This window comes from Thalassobellus sediminis, from assembly GCF_044386045.1.
Classification (GTDB): Bacteria; Bacteroidota; Bacteroidia; order Flavobacteriales; family Flavobacteriaceae; genus Thalassobellus; species Thalassobellus sediminis.
Window position 1 is genome coordinate 707636 of sequence record NZ_JBISCD010000040.1, and the last position, 20459, is coordinate 728094.

14 protein-coding genes and 1 tRNA gene are annotated in these 20459 nt (G+C 31.8%); 11 read left to right on the forward strand and 4 right to left on the reverse strand.

From position 1 onward, the window contains the following. Nucleotides 1-40: 40 nt before the first annotated feature. The 7 genes from ACH5TW_RS09685 (at nt 41) to ACH5TW_RS09715 (ending at nt 11792) form a co-directional block, all read left to right on the forward strand. Nucleotides 41-3496, forward strand: coding sequence for a 1,3-beta-D-glucan phosphorylase, GH149 family (locus ACH5TW_RS09685; RefSeq protein WP_439336298.1), 3456 nt, complete (start codon nt 41-43; stop codon nt 3494-3496). 63 nt (nt 3497-3559) lie between these two features. Beyond that, nucleotides 3560-4783, forward strand: a complete 1224-nt coding sequence (locus ACH5TW_RS09690) for a glycosyl hydrolase family 17 protein (protein ID WP_439337509.1) — start codon at nt 3560-3562, stop codon at nt 4781-4783. 25 nt (nt 4784-4808) lie between these two features. Then, nucleotides 4809-6305 (forward strand): glycoside hydrolase family 30 protein, encoded by a 1497-nt coding sequence (locus tag ACH5TW_RS09695; RefSeq protein ID WP_439336299.1) that lies wholly within the window; start codon nt 4809-4811, stop codon nt 6303-6305. A gap of 7 nt (nt 6306-6312) precedes the next feature. Then, nucleotides 6313-7875, forward strand: coding sequence for an MFS transporter (locus ACH5TW_RS09700; protein ID WP_439336300.1), 1563 nt, complete (start codon nt 6313-6315; stop codon nt 7873-7875). 37 nt (nt 7876-7912) lie between these two features. After that, nucleotides 7913-8797, forward strand: coding sequence for a glycoside hydrolase family 17 protein (locus ACH5TW_RS09705; RefSeq protein ID WP_439336301.1), 885 nt, complete (start codon nt 7913-7915; stop codon nt 8795-8797). 418 nt (nt 8798-9215) lie between these two features. After that, the gene (locus tag ACH5TW_RS09710; protein WP_439336302.1) at nt 9216-10976 is read left to right on the forward strand and encodes a T9SS type A sorting domain-containing protein; all 1761 of its coding nucleotides are present in this window, start codon (nt 9216-9218) and stop codon (nt 10974-10976) included. Nucleotides 10977-11096: 120 nt separating this feature from the next. After that, entirely contained in the window at nt 11097-11792 is a 696-nt protein-coding gene (locus ACH5TW_RS09715; RefSeq protein WP_439336303.1) for a LysE family translocator, read from the forward strand. A 17-nt stretch (nt 11793-11809) separates the two neighbouring features. Here the strand turns inward: ACH5TW_RS09715 and ACH5TW_RS09720 are convergent. Both ACH5TW_RS09720 and folB read right to left on the reverse strand, forming a co-directional pair. Further along, a tRNA-Cys gene (locus ACH5TW_RS09720) sits at nt 11810-11880 on the reverse strand. A 51-nt stretch (nt 11881-11931) separates the two neighbouring features. Next, complete coding sequence (folB, locus tag ACH5TW_RS09725; protein ID WP_439336304.1) at nt 11932-12294, reverse strand: dihydroneopterin aldolase; 363 nt, start codon at nt 12292-12294, stop codon at nt 11932-11934. A gap of 80 nt (nt 12295-12374) precedes the next feature. Between folB and ACH5TW_RS09730 the strand changes: the two genes are divergently transcribed. The 3 genes from ACH5TW_RS09730 (at nt 12375) to ACH5TW_RS09740 (ending at nt 16144) form a co-directional block, all read left to right on the forward strand. Continuing rightward, nucleotides 12375-14372 carry a glutamine--tRNA ligase/YqeY domain fusion protein gene (locus ACH5TW_RS09730; protein ID WP_439336305.1) on the forward strand — a complete coding sequence of 666 codons (1998 nt, stop codon included), beginning with the start codon at nt 12375-12377 and terminating at the stop codon, nt 14370-14372. A 62-nt stretch (nt 14373-14434) separates the two neighbouring features. Beyond that, nucleotides 14435-14920, forward strand: a complete 486-nt coding sequence (locus ACH5TW_RS09735) for a DUF1761 domain-containing protein (protein ID WP_439336306.1) — start codon at nt 14435-14437, stop codon at nt 14918-14920. A 66-nt stretch (nt 14921-14986) separates the two neighbouring features. Beyond that, entirely contained in the window at nt 14987-16144 is a 1158-nt protein-coding gene (locus tag ACH5TW_RS09740) for a GNAT family protein (RefSeq protein WP_439336307.1), read from the forward strand. 54 nt (nt 16145-16198) lie between these two features. Here the strand turns inward: ACH5TW_RS09740 and ACH5TW_RS09745 are convergent, their stop codons facing one another. Further along, nucleotides 16199-17128, reverse strand: coding sequence for an SPFH domain-containing protein (locus tag ACH5TW_RS09745; protein WP_439336308.1), 930 nt, complete (start codon nt 17126-17128; stop codon nt 16199-16201). Nucleotides 17129-17206: 78 nt separating this feature from the next. Here ACH5TW_RS09745 and ACH5TW_RS09750 point away from each other — a divergent pair, with 78 nt between their 5' ends. Then, nucleotides 17207-17890 carry a hypothetical protein gene (locus ACH5TW_RS09750; protein WP_439336309.1) on the forward strand — a complete coding sequence of 228 codons (684 nt, stop codon included), beginning with the start codon at nt 17207-17209 and terminating at the stop codon, nt 17888-17890. A 159-nt stretch (nt 17891-18049) separates the two neighbouring features. Here ACH5TW_RS09750 and ACH5TW_RS09755 read toward each other — a convergent pair whose 3' ends face one another. Then, the gene (locus tag ACH5TW_RS09755) at nt 18050-20323 is read right to left on the reverse strand and encodes an IPT/TIG domain-containing protein (protein WP_439336310.1); all 2274 of its coding nucleotides are present in this window, start codon (nt 20321-20323) and stop codon (nt 18050-18052) included. Nucleotides 20324-20459 lie beyond the last annotated feature (136 nt).

Below are 20459 nucleotides of genomic sequence, written 5' to 3' on the forward strand. Positions count from 1 at the left end.
ACTAAAGGTTTAAAAACCTAATGAATTAATAAGTAAATAAATGAATCAAACAATTTATAAAGAAGAAGAAATGGCTTTAGGGATATCAGATAAAGTAACGGGTAAACTTGTTAGTTTTGATAATGAAACCTATTACAAGATTTCAAATAGCGATGAGATGCGTCCATTTTTTATGAGCATTGTAAGCGACTCAAATCATTGGATGTTTATATCTAGTAATGGCGGTTTAACTTCTGGAAGAAAAAATGCTGAATCCTCAATATTTCCTTATTATACAGATGATAAGATTACAGAATCTGCCGATATAACAGGAAGTAAAACGGTTATTCAAATTCATTTAGAAAATAAAACTTTAGTATGGGAACCTTTTTCTAATAGGCAAATGGGGTTTTACAAAACGAAAAGAAGCATATATAAAAACACATACGGTAATAAAGTTGTTTTTGAAGAAATAAATCTAGACTTGGGATTAACATTTAGATATAAATGGAGTTCTAGTAATGAATTTGGATTCGTTAAAAAATCGACTTTACTAAATAACTCTGATTCTAAAATGAGTGTTACAATTTTAGATGGATTACAAAATATTTTACCAAGTGGAGTTACTGCCGATTTACAAAACAGCAGAAGTAATTTAGTTGATGCCTATAAAAAATGTGAACTATGGCCAAATGTAGGTTTAGGCATTTACGCATTAAGTGCTATAATTGTTGATAAGGCAGAACCAAGTGAAGCTTTAAAAGCTAATATTGTTTGGTCTTCTGGTTTAAAAAATCCAAAGTATTTATTATCCTCTTTGCAGTTAGAGAACTTTAGAAAGCTTAAAAGTATTAAGCAAGAAGAAGATGTAAAAGCAGAAAAAGGAGCTTATTTTATTTCTTCAGATTTAGAATTAGAAGCAAACTCTGACAAAAATTGGATGTTTGTTGCTAATGTAAATCAATCTATATCTGGAGTAATTCATATTTCTGAAATTATTAAAAATGAAGAAGATATAGAAGGGCTACTTCAAAAGGACATAGATGCTGGTACACAAAAGCTGGTTTTTTTAGCCACTGCTTCAGATGGTTTGCAAATAACTGAAGATCCACTTGTTAATACGAGGCATTTTTCAAATACACTTTTCAATATTATGAGAGGTGGTATTTTTGATGACGGTTACAACATTGAAAAACAAGACTTCATAACATATATTTCTAAAGCCAATAAAGAATTTTTTAATAAAAAAGAATCACAGTTAAAAGAACTTCCAGAGCTATTTACTTTAAGTTATTTAAAGAATTTAGCAGAAGATGATATTGATAAAAATTTTAAACGTTTATGTTTTGAATATTTACCTCTAAAATTTAGTAGAAGACATGGTGACCCAAGTAGACCTTGGAACAAGTTTTCAATTAATACAAGAAGTGAAATAGACGGTTCTAAAATTTTAGATTACGAAGGAAATTGGCGAGATATTTTCCAAAACTGGGAAGCCCTGGCACACTCCTATCCAGAGTTTATTGAAGGTATGATTCATAAGTTTTTAAATGCTACAACATTTGAAGGTTACAATCCATATCGTGTTACAAAAGATGGTTTTGATTGGGAAATTATTGAAGAAAACGATCCATGGTCATATATTGGTTATTGGGGCGATCATCAAATTATTTATCTTTTAAAATTCTTAGAATTTATAGAAGACCACTACCCTAGCCTTTTGGCAAAACGTTTTAATGAGAATATTTTTGTTTATGCTAATGTACCTTATAAAATTAAAAGCTATAAGGAAACACTTTCTAATCCTAAAGACACTATAGATTTCGACCATAAATTGGATGCTGAAATCAATCAAAAAAAACATGAATTAGGCGCTGATGGTGCTTTATTAAGAACCAAAAATGATACTATTTACAAGGTTAATTTAATTGAAAAACTATTAGCAACTGTATTAGCAAAAATTTCAAACTTTATTCCCGAAGGCGGTATTTGGTTAAACACGCAAAGACCGGAATGGAATGATGCCAATAATGCATTAGTTGGTAATGGTGTGTCTATGGTTACCCTTTGTTATTTAAATAGATTTTTAAATTTCTTTGAAGAAGTTGTTGCTAAATCTGATATAGAAAATGCTGAAATATCACAGGAATTAGCGGTGTTTTTAAATGAAGTTATTTTAACACTTGAAACTAATAAAGATATTCTTTCAGGAATCATTTCTAATAAAGACCGTAAAACTGTATTAGATGGTTTAGGAATTGCTGGAAGTAAGTATAGAAGTACTATATATAATAATGGGTTTTCATCTAATAAAAATAACGTTAGCAAATCTGTGCTTTTAGATTTTATAAAAACCACAAAAACTTATTTACAACACACCATTGATGCAAATAAGCGTTCAGACAAGATGTTTCATGCGTATAATTTAATGACGGTTGAAAATGATTTAGAAGTTTCAATTTCATACCTGCCAGAAATGTTAGAAGGTCAAGTAGCGGCTTTAAGTTCAGGTTATTTATCACCAAAAGATGCTCTAGAATTGCTAGATGGTTTAAAGAGCAGTGCTTTATTTAGAGAAGATCAATACAGTTATATTTTATATCCAGATAAAGAATTACCAAGGTTTGATAAAAAGAATAATATCCCTAAAGATTCTTTTGAGCAATCTGAATTGTTAAAACAATTAGTTGCAGAGGGGCATCAACAAATTATAGAAAAAGATGTGTTAGGAAATTATCATTTTAATGGCAATTTCAATAATGCAAATAGCTTAAAAGAAGCGCTATCAAGTTTGCCAAATAAATATCAGTTTCTTGTAGAAAGAGATTCTAAGTTATTACTAAATACTTTCGAATCTATTTTTAATCATAAAGCTTTTACAGGACGCTCAGGAACATTTTTTGGTTATGAAGGCTTAGGCTCTATTTATTGGCATATGGTATCTAAATTATTATTAGCAGTACAAGAAAATTGTTTATTAGCAATAAACACGAATGAAAGCGAAGTTATTATAGGTAAGCTTTTAGATCATTATTATGAAATAAACGCAGGTATTGGTGTGCATAAATCACCAGAATTATACGGTGCATTTCCAACGGATGCTTATTCGCATACACCAGCAACAAAAGGAGCTCAACAACCAGGGATGACTGGTCAGGTAAAAGAAGATATATTAAGCAGAATTGGAGAATTGGGTGTTTTTGTTAAAAACGGAAAAGTACTATTTAATCCGCGTTTGTTAAGAGACAATGAGTTTTTAAAAGGCCCACAATCATTTAAATATACTAGTGTTAATAAAGAAGAACAGGAAATAAAATTAGAAGCTAATTCGCTTTGTTTTACTTACTGTCAAATACCAATTATATATAAATTTTCAGATAAAGATAGCGTACAAATTAATTTTAATAAAGGCAAACATACTGTGTTTGATAGTTTAAAACTGGATACGCAAATATCTAAATCCATTTTTGAAAGAAAAGGAGAGATTAATCAAATAATTGTTTCTATAAAGAAATGATATAAACACAAACCGTTGAAGACACATTTAAAAATATTACTAATACTACCAATTTTATTATCTATGCTAGGATGCAATCAACAACCTAAAAAAGGGCCATTTTATAAAACAGCAGCAGACATTTTAGGAAACCCTAATTATCTAGCAATTTCGTATGGAGGATATCGTCAAAAATCTCGCGATATACAACCTACCATTCCTCAGTTAAAGGATGATATGAAAATATTGGCAGCTATGGGTGTGAAAATTTTGCGTACTTATAATGTTCAGTTACAGCAAGCCCCTAATTTATTAAAAGCTATTTCAGAATTAAAAGCAGAAGATTCAACCTTTGAAATGTATGTAATGTTAGGTGCATGGATTGATTGCGAAAATGCATGGACGGGTTTAGAACCTAATCATGAAGTAGAGAGCCAACAGAATGCAGGAGAAATTGATAGAGCAGTAGCCTTAGCAAAAGCATATCCAGACATTATAAAAATTATTGCGGTTGGTAATGAAGCCATGGTACGTTGGGCAACAAGCTATTTTGTTAGGCCAAATGTTATTTTAAAGTGGGTAAATTATTTACAGGATTTAAAGAATTCTGGTGAATTATCAAAAGATTTATGGATTACAAGTTCCGATGATTTCTCGTCTTGGGGTGGAGGTGATCCAAGTTATCATACGGAAGATTTAGAAAACCTTATTAAAGCTGTCGACTATATTTCAATGCACACCTACCCTATGCATAATTCACATTACAATCCAGAATTTTGGGCAGTACCAGAAAATGAATTTGAATTATCTGATGCCAAAAAAATTGAAGCAGCTATGCAACGCTCATTTCAATTTGCTAAAAAACAACATGATAGTGTATCAAATTATATGAAAAGTTTGGGAGTTAATAAGCCTGTACATATTGGGGAAACAGGATGGGCAACCTTGTCAAACGGACATTATGGAGCTAAAGGCTCTCGAGCAACCGATGAATATAAATCGGCAAAATACTATCAACTTATACGTAATTGGACAAACCAAGAAAACATTTCTTGTTTCTATTTTGAAGCATTTGATGAACAATGGAAAGATGCACATAACGCTTTAGGTTCTGAAAATCATTTTGGACTTATAAACCTTAAAGGACAAGCAAAATATGCGTTGTGGAATTTAGTTGATCAAGGCATTTTTAATGGATTAACAAGAGATGGAAAGCCAATAACTAAAACATATAATGGCGATAAGGATGCTTTATTGAAAGATGTTTTAACACCGGTTACTATTGTAGAAATTATGGCACATAGATAAATGAGTCAACTTAAAGTTTTAAAATATGAAAACATTAAAATACAGTGTGTATTCACTTTTTATTCTTCTTATGTTAAGTTGTAACGAAAAGCAAAATGAGTTACTAGTAGAAGTTTATGAAACTTCCGCTAATGGGAATCAGTTAAAAAAGATTTCAGAAAGACCATCTGTAGAAAAAGCCAGTACTATAAAGCTTTTATCTAATAAAACGTATCAAACCATTACAGGTTTTGGTGGAGCTTTTACAGAGTCTTCAGCTTATTTATTAAACAAGTTAAGTAAAGCAAATCGTGATACTATTTTGAAAGCGTATTTCTCAAAAGAAGGTGCAAATTATTCTTTAACGAGAACGCACATGAATTCTTGCGATTTTTCACTTTCTAACTATTCATATACGCCTATTGAAGGTGATAAAAATCTAGAACATTTTTCTATTAAAGAAGATAAAGATGATTTAATTCCTATGATAAAAGATGCCTTAGAAGTGTCTGAAGATGGTTTTAAAATATTTGCTTCACCATGGACAGCAGCGCCTTGGATGAAAGATAATAACAATTGGGTTGGCGGTAAATTACTTCCAGAATATTATGATACTTGGGCATTATTCTTCTCAAAATATTTAGATGCTTATAAAGCTGAAGGGATAGAAATTTGGGGTTTTACGGTAGAAAATGAACCTCATGGAAACGGAAATAATTGGGAAAGCATGCATTTTTCACCCAAAGAAATGACCGATTTCGTTCAGTTTCATTTAGGACCAAAATTAGAGTCTGATGGTTATGGTGATAAAATTATTTTAGGCTACGATCAAAACAGAGCGGGTTTAAAAGAATGGGTAGATGAGATGTATAGAGATGAAGCATCATCAAAATATTTTCATGGAACGGCTATACATTGGTACGAGAGTACTTATGATTTTTTTCCTGAAGCCTTGCAATATGCACATAATAAAGCACCAAATAAATTTTTAATTGAAACTGAAGGTTGTGTGGATTCTCAAGTTCCGGTTTGGAAAGATGATACTTGGTACTGGAAAAAAGAAGCGACCGATTGGGGTTGGGATTGGGCATCTGAAGAAGAAAAGTATTTACACCCTAAATATGCGCCAGTAAATCGATACGCTAGAGATATTATAGGTTGCCTAAATAATTGGGTTGATGGATGGGTAGATTGGAATATGGTACTCGATAAACAAGGCGGGCCAAATTGGTTTGAAAACTGGTGTGTAGCGCCTGTAATTGTTGATCCTGATTCTGATGAGGTTTATTTCACTCCTATTTATTATATAATGGCACACTTTAGTAAATATATAAGACCAGAAGCAAAAATAATTGGTCTTGAAAACTCCGATGATACTTTAATGGTTACAGCAGCTCAGAATCCCGATGGAACTATCGTGGCTGTAATTTTCAACGAAGGAGAACAAACTAAAAACATAAAGATGTCTTTAGATGAAAAGTCTATAGATATTCAAATAAGCAAACAAGCTATACAAACAATATTAATACCAACTAAAAACTAATAAGATTATGCCACATGTAAAAACAGTAGCTAAAGATAGAGTGCCATTAGGGCAAAAAGCCGCATTTGGAGCAGGTCATTTCGTGCTTAACTTATTACCAGGAGCACTTGGCTTTTTCATGTTCTTTTTACTTACTGCTTTTGGAATGGATCCCCTTTATGCTGGTATTCTAGGAGCTTTACCGAGATTATTTGATGCCGTATCAGACCCTATAATGGGCTTTATTTCAGATAATACTAAATCAAAATGGGGCCGAAGACGACCATTTATTTTCGTTGGAGCTATTTTAAGTGGGGTACTATTTGCATTAACATGGCAAATGAATCCTGATAATTCTCAAATGTATAATTTTTGGTACTTCCTCATTTTAACCATTTTATTTTTAGCAGGAAACACAATGTATGCTACACCATTGGTAGGTTTGGGGTATGAAATGACTTCAGATTATAATGAGCGTACTAGGTTGATGGCTTTTTCAAATACTGTTGGTCAAGTAGCTTGGATGATAGTGCCTTGGTTTTGGGTAATAATTGCTGACCCTGAAATGTATGAAACTCAAGCCGAAGGTGTGAGGCATTTATCCATAATTGTTGGTTCAGTCTGTGCTGTTGTAGGTTTATTGCCTGCTATTTTTTGTAGAGGAATTGATTCTGCTAATATGGAAAATAGGAAAGAAATTAATTTAAAGTCATTAGGTTCTAATATGAAAGACCTATGGGCAGGAATTAAGCAAGTATCAAAAAACAAGCCATTTATGAAGCTTTGTGGTGCAACTTTTTTAGTATTCAACGGCTTTCAACTAGTAGCTGCATTTAGTGTGTATATCATTGTTTTTTACATGTATAATGGAAGTTATGCAAGTGCAGGAACATGGCCAGCTTGGTTTTCTACAATTACAGCTGTAACAACTGCATTTGTTGTAATACCTATAATATCGGCAATGGCAAATAAATGGGGTAAGCGTAAAGCTTTTATTATATCAACAGTTATATCAATAATTGGGTATATTCTTAAATGGTGGGGCTTTGATAATCAACTAAATCAAGAATTTAATACTACAGGTTTTGGTCAATCACTTAATAGCGGTGTTGCTTCATTATTTGAATATATGAATCCTTTCCTAGAAAGTGTAGGTATGTCATGGTTTAGTATTGATACAAGCATAGGATCTCCGTGGTTAATTTTTATGCCTATTCCATTTATAGCTTTTGGTTTAGGGGGGCTTTTTACATTAATGATGAGTATGACGGCAGATGTTTGCGATTTAGATGAGTTAAATAATGGTATGCCTCGTAAAGAAGGTACGTTTGGTGCCATTTATTGGTTAATGGTAAAAATAGGTCAGTCCATAGCTTTATTTTTAGGAGGTTTGGTTTTAAAATTAGTAGGTTTTATTTCTGATGCGCCAACACAAACGGCAGAAACCATGTATAGTTTAAGAATAGCTGATATAGTTATACCATCATTAACTGCTGCAATTGCCATTTGGATAATGTATAAGTATAGTTTGAATGAAACAAGAGCTAGAGAAATTAAAGAAGAATTAGTAAAGCGTAGAGGAGAGCTATAGTAAAGGAAATTAATTAGTAATTTATATTAAGAAGATTATGTCGTACAGAATAGATAAAATTAGGTCGTTAGCAGGTTTAAATCTTAATGATAAAACACCTAAAGGATTGCATAACCTATTTAAACGAGTTTTAAAAGGAGGCATGCATGGTTTGTGTTTTAGTCCTTATGAAGAAGGACAAGAACCAGGTGAACAAATTACCGAAAAACAGATAAGAAGACGAATGAAAATTATAAAGCCATATACAAAATGGATTCGTTCATTTTCATGTACAGATGGCAATGAAGCTATTCCTCGTATTGCTAAAGAGTACGGCATTAAAACTCTAGTTGGAGCTTGGTTAGGCGATGACGATGAAATTAATAAAAAAGAAATTGCGGGTCTTATAAAATTGGCTAAAGAAGGGTATGTTGATATCGCTGCAGTTGGTAATGAAGTTATGTACAGAAAGGATTTGACTGAAGATGAACTTCTAGCTTTTATGTATCAAGTAAAAGAAGCTATTCCAGATATTCCTATGGGTTATGTAGATGCCTATTATGAGTTTAGTCACAGACCCAGAATTACCCAAGCTTGTGACGTTATTTTAGCAAATTGTTATCCATATTGGGAAGGCTGCAGTCTTGAGTATTCTTTAGTATATATGCGAGATATGTATAATCAAGCAAGAGATGCTGGTAAAGGGAAAAAAGTAATTATCACAGAAACTGGATGGCCGTCTTTTGGTGAAGGATTACAAGGTGCTGTACCATCACATGAAAATGCATTAAAGTATTTTATAAATTCTCAAGTATGGTCTGCTGCTGACGATATTGAAATGTTCTATTTCTCATCTTTTGATGAGTCATGGAAAGTTGGAGCAGAAGGAGATGTAGGAGCTTATTGGGGACTTTGGGATAAGAATGAAAAGCTGAAGTTTTAATTTAAATAACATTAAAATGTCTTTCTGAAAACGCATATAAATTCTAATATTTATGTGCGTTTTTTGTTTCATTTAACATTGTTTTTAATTAGTGTTATGTACCTAAACATCTATAATTAAATCTTTTATAGTTGTTTTTGTATACAACATTTTCTTATGGAACCAAAACAGTTTTTTATTTACCACAACATTACCACTACATTCAAATTTTTGCATATAAAATTCTTGTATTTTATGTCATTATTATCCGTGTCAAAACCCTTATTACCACTAAACCTTTACTATTAAAAAAATAAAAATACATCAGTTTTATTAGGATGTATGTTTTTTGTAGTGTATAAATATGCATAATTCATATTTAATCATAGGTATATTTGAGAATACAACAATTCTAAATATTAATTAAAACTAAATGATTATGAAAAACATTACTTTATTGCTAATACTTTTGACTGTATCCTTTGGGTATTCTCAAATTGACATTACATTCGATCCTGCACCTCTTGAGGGGAGTTGGGCTTTTAATGCAGGTGAACCAATGACTACTACAGATGTTGTGGATGCTCCGATAGAAAATGCTACTTATGGGAAAGTAGGTAGGATGATTTCTAATGCTGCAGGTATGCCTTGGCAAAATGCGATTCTTATTATGACAGATAACACCATTAATGTAACCACTACCAAGACGATTACGGCAGATGTTTATTATATAGGTGCGACCCCAATAGCTATTTTGGGTAAATTAACTGCAGGTGTTGGACAGCCTGATAAAGAAGTAGATGGTTTACATCCTGGAACAGGTTGGAGTTCTGTTACTTGGGATTTTACACCTGTATCTGCTACAGGTGAGTATAATCGTATTTCATTTTTCCCAAATAGAGTAGAAGGTGGAGGTAATTGGGAAGGTACAAATGGAGACACGGTTTCAAGAGAAGTTTGGATAGATAATATTATGGCTGATGCAGGTGCTGCTATTGTGGAAACATGTAATGATGGTGTAAAAAATCAAGGTGAAACAGAAATTGATTGTGGAGGCCCAAATTGTGATGCTTGTCCAGCGGTTCCAACAGACGCACCACCATTGCCTACTGAAATTAGTTTATTTGATATTTATAGTACAGATATAGATGGCACAACTTTGGTTGCGCCAGGATTTGTTGGTCAAGATTTTTCTGGAGGTACAACTACTACTGGTGTTTCTTTTAGCGGCAATGAAGTGTTAAAATATTCAGGAGTAAATTTTGTAGGAGCAAAATGGGATGAAGTTGATGTAACTGCATTATCTGGTAACCCAACACATATCCATTTAGATTATTGGGCAACAGATGTATCAGTATTTAAGTTTTTTTTAATAGATATTGGTTTAGGTGAATCTCCATTTGATCTAGTTACAGAAGATGGAGGTATTGTTCTTGAAACATGGACAGGAGTAGATATTCCATTAAGTGCTTTTTCAAATCCTTTAACAAAATTATTTCAATGGAAATTAGATGCCATTGGTGGAAACGCTGGTGATATTTATTTAGACAATGTTTATATTTATAGTAAACCAGCGGTGACAAGTGGTTATTGCAATGAAGTTGTTAATGCGTTTGGCGGCGATGCAGGTTCAGATATTAAGTTAACTATAGAAAGACAAGAACCAGGTTTTAGATCGATGAAAGTAACTATTGAGTCTAATGATGCTGATCCGGTTGATGATTTAGTATTACCTGGACCAATAACTGGTAATCCAACACCTTCTGCTCCTGACACATCTGACCCAGGAAAAATAAGCATAACGCTTACTTGGAACGGTGAAGACCCTGCAGCCGATGTAGTTCTTCCTAATGTTTTATGGAGCAAAGTTAGTAATCCAGGAAATTGGGCATTGCTAGAAACAGGAGATATAACTGTACCATTTGAGTCTACTTGTAGTGGTGTTTTAAGTACTAATGACTTTACTGCAACGTCATTTAAAGTCTTTCCAAATCCAACACAAAACAATTGGAAGGTTAATACTAAAAGTGAAAAGATTTCATCAATTAGAGTTTTCGATATTTTAGGAAAAAATGTAATTTCAATATCGCCTAATTCTAACGAAGCAACAATAGATGGAACAAGTTTAAAAAGAGGGATGTATTTTGCACAAATAAAAACGGCAAAAGGCCTTAAAAGTATTAAGATTATTAAGAAATAATATTTTTGTTTTACAATTTAAAAAGGTGCTTATTTTAAGCACCTTTTTTTATATACTTACTAGATTGTATTAATTTTCATCAAAATATTTCTTTACTTTGTGTAAAGCTTCGCATAAATTATGTTTGATGATATTTTAGCAGCCATTCCATTTGGAATTATACTTGCCTTTACTATTGGTCCAGTTTTTTTTGTGCTTCTAGAAACTAGTGCGACCAAGGGTTTTAAAAGCGCCTTAATTTTTGATTGTGGCGTTATGTTAGCCGATGTCATTTTTATTTTAGTAGCCTTTTTTAGTACCAATAAACTTTTAGAAAAAATTAAAGATGACCCTAATTTTTTAATTTTTGGAGGCGTATTACTGGTTGTTTATGGTATTATTTCATTTGTAAAAGCATCAAAATCTTTTAGAGACATTGTTAGAGAATATCATAAAGTTGAAATTAAAAAAGGCTATGGTAAGCTCTTTTTAAAAGGCTTTTTATTAAACTTTATAAATATTGGAGTTCTTTTAGGTTGGGTTGCTTTTATTGTACTTGGTAATTCGTTAACAAAGTCAGAAGATGGTATTGTGGTATTTTTAAGTACTATTTTAATAGTTTATTTTTTAGTAGACCTTATTAAAATACTTATTGCAAAAAAATTAAAAAACAAGCTGACACCTCGATTAATATTTAAAACAAAAAAAATAATAGCACTTCTAATCTTAGGCTTTGGTGTTTTATTGTTAGTTCAAGGATTTTTTCCAAAAGAGAAAGAGCTTTTAAAAGAAAAATTTGAACAAATAAATCCTATAAAAGAAAAGCTTTCAGAATAAACTAAAAGCTTTTTTTGAGGCGTCGAGCGGATTCGAACCGCTGTACAAGGTTTTGCAGACCTCTGCCTAGCCACTCGGCCACGACGCCATAATTATTGGTGCAAAAGTAAAAAAAAATGTGACTTTTCAATGCATAAAATCACTTTTTACGCTTATCTGTCATTTTTATTGTCACTTTTGCAACATCACCACCAATAGGCGGGTTTAATTTACTAACCCAAACAGTGGCTTTTTTAACTAATTTATCTTCGTTAAAAATTCTATTTAAAATACGTTTTGCAACGGTTTCAAGTAGGTGAGAAGCAATATCCATCTCTTCTTTTATAATCCTGTTTAAAAACACATAATCTACAGTATCACTTAAATCATCTGTTTTTGCCGAGGTTTGTAAATCGGCATCAACTTCTAAATCTACACGATAATCACTTCCTATTTTTGTTTCTTCTTTTAAACAACCATGGTATGCAAATACCCGAATGTTTTCAACTTTTATTTTTCCCATTAGCTTCTTAAACTTATTAAGCTAAAATAGTTTGAATTTCCGTAATTTTGAAGCTTATTTAGTTGAAATAAATATCAAGTATGTCTGAAGAAAGAAAATCGCTTAATTTTTTAGAGCAAATTATAGAAGAAGATTTGGCAAACGGAATGTCTAAAAAAGACTTACGTTTTCGTTTTCCTCCAGAACCTAATGGTTATTTGCATATAGGTCATACAAAAGCTATAGGTATAAGTTTTGGTTTGGGAGAAAAATATAATGCACCTGTGAACCTTCGTTTTGACGATACAAACCCTGCAAAAGAAGAGCAAGAATATGTAGATGCAATTAAAGAAGATATTGCTTGGTTAGGATATAAGTGGGATAAAGAATTATTCTCATCAGATTATTTTCAACAATTGTATGATTGGGCAATTCATTTTATAAAAGCAGGGAAAGCCTATGTAGATTCGCAGTCTAGTGAAGCTATGGCAGAACAAAAAGGAACGCCAACGCAGCCAGGTGTTGATGGTCCGTATAGAAATAGAACGGTAGCTGAAAACCTTGATTTATTTGAACGCATGAAAGCGGGCGAGTTTGAAGAAGGCGAACACATTTTGCGTGCTAAAATAGATATGCAACATGTAAATATGTTGATGCGTGATCCTATTATGTATCGTGTTTTAAAGAAGCATCATCATAGAACAGCAAACGATTGGTGTATTTACCCAATGTACGATTGGACACATGGTGAGAGCGATTATATTGAGCAAATTTCACATTCTTTATGTTCCTTAGAATTTAAACCACACAGAGAACTTTACGATTGGTTTTTAGACCAAGTTATAGACACCAGTTTAATTAGACCAAAACAACGCGAATTTGCACGTTTAAATTTAAGTTATACCATTATGAGTAAGCGCAAGCTTCTTAAATTGGTTGAAGATAAAATTGTAGCTGGATGGGATGACCCTAGAATGCCAACTATTTCTGGCTTACGCCGAAGAGGATATACACCTAATTCACTTAGAAAATTTGTTGAAACTGTTGGTGTTGCAAAGCGTGATAATGTTATTGATGTATCGCTTTTAGAGTTTTGTATTCGTGAAGATTTAAATAAAACAGCACCACGAGTTATGGCTGTTTTAGATCCTGTGAAATTAGTAATTACTAATTATCCAGAAGGAAAAGAAGAGTGGTTAGAAGCAGAGAACAATCAAGAAGATGACAGTGCAGGCTTTAGAAAAGTGCCATTTTCAAAAGAATTATATATTGAAAAAGAGGACTTTAAAGAAGAAGCTGGTAATAAGTTCTTTAGATTGAAGTTAGGTGGAGAAGTAAGACTTAAAAACGCGTACATAATTAAAGCTGAAAGTGTTGAAAAAGATGCTAATGGAAACATTACAGAAATTTATTGTACGTATTCCGAAGACACTTCTAAAAGAGTAAAAGGTACGTTGCATTGGGTATCTATAAAACATGCTGTAAAAGCTGAAGTTAGAGAATATGATCGTTTGTTTATTGATGAAGCACCAGATAGCCATCAAGACAAAGATTTTATGGAATTTATAAATCCTAATTCTTTAAAAACTATTGAAGCTTTTGTAGAGCCTAGTTTATTAGAAGCTAAAGTAGGCGAGCGGTTTCAGTTTCAACGTTTAGGCTATTTTAATGTCGATAACGATTCATCTTCTGATAAATTAATATTCAATAAAACAGTTGGTTTACGTGATACTTGGGCAAAACAAAAACCTAAGCCTCAACAACAAGCGGTAAAGCCAAATAACAATCAGCAATCACAACGAAAAGCTATTGATGTGATTCAAAAATTAGGTAAGAAATACACCAATTTACCAGAAATAAAACAGCAAAAGGTTAAAGAAGAAATTCAAGAACTTGCTAAAAGTGTAACTTATGAAGAGTTGCAACCTCTTTTTAATACAGCCGTAAAAAAAGCAGGAACACGTATTGCTGTAGCTATTACTTTAGGCGTTTTATTAGAAAACGGACTAGAAAAGAATGATGCTATAAGCGAATTTATAGCAAAAGCACTTGAAGATAAAAATGACCTTTTAGTTAATGAAGCTAATACTCTTAAATAAACGTTTAATTATCAGTTTTTTAAAAAGTATTATATTTAACTTCTAACTAAAAAGACATTATTATGGAATTATTAAACCCAATTGCAATGCTAGTAGCAGCTGTTTCGGCATTAGTTGTCGGATTTATTTGGTACAACCCAAAAGTTTTTGGAAACGCTTGGATGGAAGCTGCTGGTATGACCGATGAGCAAATTAAAGGCGGAAATATGGCTAAAATTTTTGGTTTAGCTTTAATCTTTGCGTTTTTATTAGCAACAGCTTTACCAGGTATAGTTATCCATCAAATGGGCGTTTTTAGCCTTGTAGGTGGAGACCCATCTGTGGCTTTACCTTCTTATGATGCTTTAATGGCCGATTATGGAGATGCTTTTAGAACTTTTAAACATGGTGCTTTACATGGCGTTTTAACTGGTGTTTTAATTGCGCTTCCTATAATTGGAACCAATGCTTTATTTGAACGAAAAGGTGCTAAATACATATTTATTAATGCAGGTTATTGGATTGTAACACTTGGGATTATGGGTGCTATTATTTGTGGCTGGAAATAATAATTTTGTAATTTATTAACATAAATAAAGACTGAGGTATGTAACTTCGGTCTTTATTATTTTATATTGAAAACACATCATATTTATAATTCATATAAAGAACTTCCAGAATCTTGGAAGCATATTACTGAACACGATGTTTTTTTACAACCCAATTATTTTGAAGCTTTAGAAGAAGCGTCTCCAAAAAATATTCAATTTTTTTATGTGGGTGTTTTTAATAATGACCTATTAGTTGGAGTTGCTGTTGTACAACGGGTACAATTGTATTTAAATGATATGTTTAGAAAAACAGAAGTTTCTTGTTTTAGAGAAGCTTTTAAAAGTATTGTTTCTAAAATAGTTAGAGGAAACATTTTGGTGGTTGGTAATTTAATGCATACGGGTCAGCACGGTGTGTTTTATCAAGCGAATAGTATTTCGCAAGCAGAATACTTAGATGTTGTTTTTGAAGCTTTAAACACTCTTAGAATCAGGATTAAAACAAATCAAAAGAAAACAATTAGAGCCATAATGCTTAAAGATTTTTTTGAAGCAGATGCTATTCATAAAAGTAAAGCGTTTTTTCTATCCAATAAACTACATCATGTGTATGTGCAGCCCAATATGACGATGCGAGTTAATCCTAATTGGTTAAAAATGGAAGATTATCTAGCTAGTTTAAATAAAAAGTACAAAAACCGTTATAAGCGAGCAAAAAAGAAACTAGGAAAGATAACTTGTAAAGAATTAGATTTAAAAACGATTGAAACTCATTCCGAAACGCTTCATCAATTATATTTAAATGTTTCTAATAATGCCAAGTTTAACACGTTTGAATTAGCGCAAAATCATTTTTATAATTTAAAACTTCAATTAAAAGCATCGTTTAAAGTTTTTGGTTATTATTTAGATGATCAATTAATAGGGTTTTACACTTTAATTCTAAATGGGGATGATTTAGAAACTTATTTTTTAGGTTATGATACGGTGCATCAATATCCCAATCAGTTGTATTTAAATATGCTCTATGATATGGTAAAATTTGCCATTGAAGACAAGTTTTCAAATATTGTATATGCGCGTACTGCTATGGAAATTAAAAGTTCAGTAGGAGCAAAGCCAGAACCTATGAGCGTTTATATAAAACATACCAATGGTTTTATAAATGCTATTTTAAAGCAAATTTTTAAGTTGATGCATCCTAAACAAGATTGGGAAGAACGGCATCCTTTTAAAATATAAAAAAGCCTTAAAATTAAATTTTTAAGGCTTTTTTTATTCAGTTAGAAAACGGCTTTATTCTTCTTTTTTCTTTTTCTCTTTAGCTTCTTTCATAGCTTCTCCAATTTGGTTACTTGCTGTAAAACTGGCAACCATATCGTTTAACATATTACTTCCTGCTTGTGGCGAGTTTGGTAACAAAATTAAGTTACTATTTGTTTCTTGTCCAATGGCTTGTAATGTATCGTAATGTTGAGTCACAACAATTAATGCAGAAGCTTCTTGAGAGTTAATTCCAACTCTATTCAATACATCAACCGATTCTTCTAAACCACGTGCAATTTCACGACGTTGGTCTGCAATACCTTGTCCTTGTAAACGTTTGCTTTCTGCTTCAGCTTTTGCTTTTTCAACAATTAAAATTCTAGCAGCATCACCTTCGTATTGTGCCGCCGTTTTTTCTCTATCGGCTGCATTAATACGGTTCATGGCTTCTTTTACTTGTGCATCAGGATCAATATCGGTTACTAAGGTTTTAATAATATCGTAACCATATTCCATCATAGCATCGTTTAATTCTGTTTTAACAGCAATAGCGATATCGTCTTTTTTTAAGAATACGTCATCTAAAATCATTTTTGGTACCTCAGCACGAACTACATCAAATACATAACTTGTAATTTGTTCATGCGGATAGTCTAGTTTGTAAAAAGCATCTTCAACCTTTGCTTTTATTACTTTATATTGAACAGAAACTTTTAATTTAACAAAAACATCATCTTTTGTTTTAGTCTCTACAATAACATCTAGTTGTTGTATTTTTAAGCTTAAACGACCTGCAATTCTGTCTACTAAAGGGATTTTTAACTGTAATCCAGATTGACGAATACTTTGAAATCTACCAAAACGTTCAATAATAGCAGCGGTTTGTTGTTTAACAATAAAGAACGATGATATTAGGATAATTAATCCTAAAAAAATAATAATTGGAAAAAAGAAACTCATAATGTGTTATTTAAGAATGGTTATAAAAAATCAAGATACTAAAATTACATTATATTTGTTGACTTAATAACATAAACAATGAATTTTAAGCAGTCTTTTCTATTAGTAGCTATTTGTACATGTTTTGTTACAAAAAGTTTTTCACAAAAAGGAAATTATAGAATTAGTAACGGTATTGGCATTTTTGGAGGCATTACAAAATTGGATATTACAACAGATAATTTTACAACAAAACAAGGAGATGGTTTTATGGGTGGATTATTGGCTATCGTTGATATTCCTCACCGTTGGTATAATATAAGTTTTGGTATGCAACTATCTGAAAGTACTATAGGAATTTTAGGCAGACCAAATATTTCTAGTACTTCTAATGAGTTTATAGATTACAAAATGTTTGCTGCTCAAGTAGCATTGTTGGGACATATAAAGGTGATTCCAAAACATTTTACTATTGATGTTGGCCCAATGTTACAATACAACAGTAAGTTAGAATTTAAAGAGAAAGGACAAGAAGCTTATTTTGTAAATAATTATAATAACTTAACAGCTGAAGACATTGCCAATATTTCTCAATTTAATTTGAATGGTGCCGTTGGAGCTTCAGTTGGTATTAAGAATTTTAAGTTGAAAGCTCAATACATTTATGGCTTTACAAATATTTTGAAGAAATTAGAAAATCAAGAGTTAGATACAGCTGGTGGAGGTGCTCGTTTTAAAGGAAACCAAACCTTGTTGGTTTTGGGTGCTATGGTTTTGTTTTAGTATTTTTATTAAATTGTTCGTTTAACGGTCTCGGCTATGAGTAGTTGCTTGGTTTAACACTTAATTTTTCAAGTACACACCAAGCTGAAAATCCGTGAGGATTTTCAGAAGTAGGTGAGAACAAGAAATTACTTATAGCCATTGTTAACACACGTTATTTTAAGGTATATACTCATAAAAGTCAAAGACCCCTGAACCTCCACTTAAATTTCTTCCTCCGCCAACATAAGCTTTCCCATTAAATACAAAGGTAAAGTGTCCTCCTCTTGCTATATGACCAACATTTTCACTTCTAGTCCAGTTATTAGAAGAAAGGTTGTATAACCAACTGTCTGTTGTATTACTTCCCCCAATAGGTCCACCTCCCGTAATGTATCCAATTCCATTTAGTGAAAAACCAGCAGTAATATTTCTCGCATCAGGAAAATCAGCTATTTGACTCCACGAATTAGAATTTGGATTATATACCCAACAATCAATATCTCCTGTGTTAAAACCTCCATTGCAAACATACGATAACCCGTTAATGACAAAGACACCAGTGTTTCTTCTTGCATCAAAATCTCCTAAAGGAACATCTTCAATTTGTAACCAAGTATCAGAAGCAGGTGAATACTTGTAAAAATCAAGTTTGATTGGGGCAGTTCCTAAACCAACATAAATTTCTCCATCTATTGAAAAATGTGTGCATCCATGTCTATCTTCTCCAATAAAATTAGCTTTCTGAGACCAATTGTTTGTTTGTGGATTATATTGCCAAAAATCATATTGACTTTCAGGTAAATAAACATAAATATTCTCACCATCAGAATCAACAATTGCTCCTCCACCATTATAAAGCCCAATATTTGAAGGTAATTGGATTTGTTCCCAAGAAAAATCTTCAATATTTAATTTCCATAAATAAATTTCCTCGTTATTGAAATTCTTATTTCTTGAAAGGACATACGGAGTATTATTAGCTATCACTGCATTATTAAAATTTGTTCCATAATATTCAAATGGTAAATTATCTGATACCATTACCCATTTATCCAAAATATTAAGGTCAACTTCGTATTCTACGATTAAGTCTAAAATTTGAATTTTTACTATAGCTTTTCTTCTAGGAAAAGGGCCTAGAGGTATTTTGGTGTCAAGACTTTCCGTATTTCCAGATATAAGGTTAACCTCTATGTCTTCTATAGTAATGCTATTTCTGTCTAAGATAGGATGAAAATAAGCTCCTTGAATTGTAATATCCTGATTTGCATAAACATCTTGTGGTACAAAATTAATTTCAGGCGGAATTAATTGAAAGTTTTCATTAAATATAACTTCTTGAAGTTGAGCTACAACTTTGATTTGTTCTGAACTACTTTCTAAATCGTCTGGAACGGTTACTACTAAAGTGTTTTTATCAGCGTAGGTGATAGTTGCTTCAGTGTTCCCAAAATAGACTTTGTTTCTTGATATTTTGAAATCAAAATTATTCCCAGTGATTGTTATTTCATCCCTGAAAGTTGCATTTAAGGGAGAGATAGAGTTTATTTCAGGTGCAGATAATTGAAACGAAGTGTTATACGTTACCTCTTGTAATTGTGAATTCAACTTAATTGATTCTGTAGGACTTTCAATGTTTTCTGGCACTATGATTTGTATAGTTTCCCTATTTGATTCAATTACTGTTGATTGAATATTACCAAAAAAGACATCATTTCTTGAGTTAACAATATCAAAATGATTTCCATTAATTGATAAAGTATCGCCAATTACACCAATAATTGGATTAATAGTTTCTATTGTTGGCTCGAATAAAGTAAAAGAAGAATATGAATCAGCTCTATTGTCTATTCTTACTCTTACATCATTAATTATAGAATTAATATTTACAGGAACTTTACATTTAATAATTGTATCGTTTAAAGTGATAATTTGACTATTTATGTTTGAAAAATCTACAAATGTTTGATGATTATCATCTTTGAAAAATTTTCCGTGTATCTCTAAAGTATCAGCTATATGACCAAAATCATTTGAAATAGAATTTATTTCGGGTGCAACGCTACCATCTGATATAAAACTCTTAATATCCCCATAAAACGATACTCCAGAAGATTTTACAAATGCTTTGTAAAAGTATTTTGTGTTTTCTTCAATTCCATTAGCAAGAAAATATTCTATTTCATTATTTGAACTTAATTCTGAATTGAGTTTAATTTCATTGTTGAACAGACTATCTAATGAGTATTCAAATCCTATTTCGGAAATAGTGTTTCCATTAGATTCATAGCTTCCTATAAGTTTAACGCCTCCATTAGTACCTATTGTAGCGTTAATAGTTAATACTTCAGGTTCCATAATTTGAGGTTCACTTTTTTCGTCATTAGAACTACAGGAAATAAGGATGCTTAATAAGATTAAAATTGTAAATAGATATTTGTATTTGTTCATAGTTTTATTTTATGTGGTAACTACGTTGATATGAAATAGTTTTAATGTTTTAAATCTAATGTTAAACGAATTTAGCTATTTTTTCTGACAAAGTAAATAGCGATCAACAAAAAACCTCTCCATATTTCTATGAAGA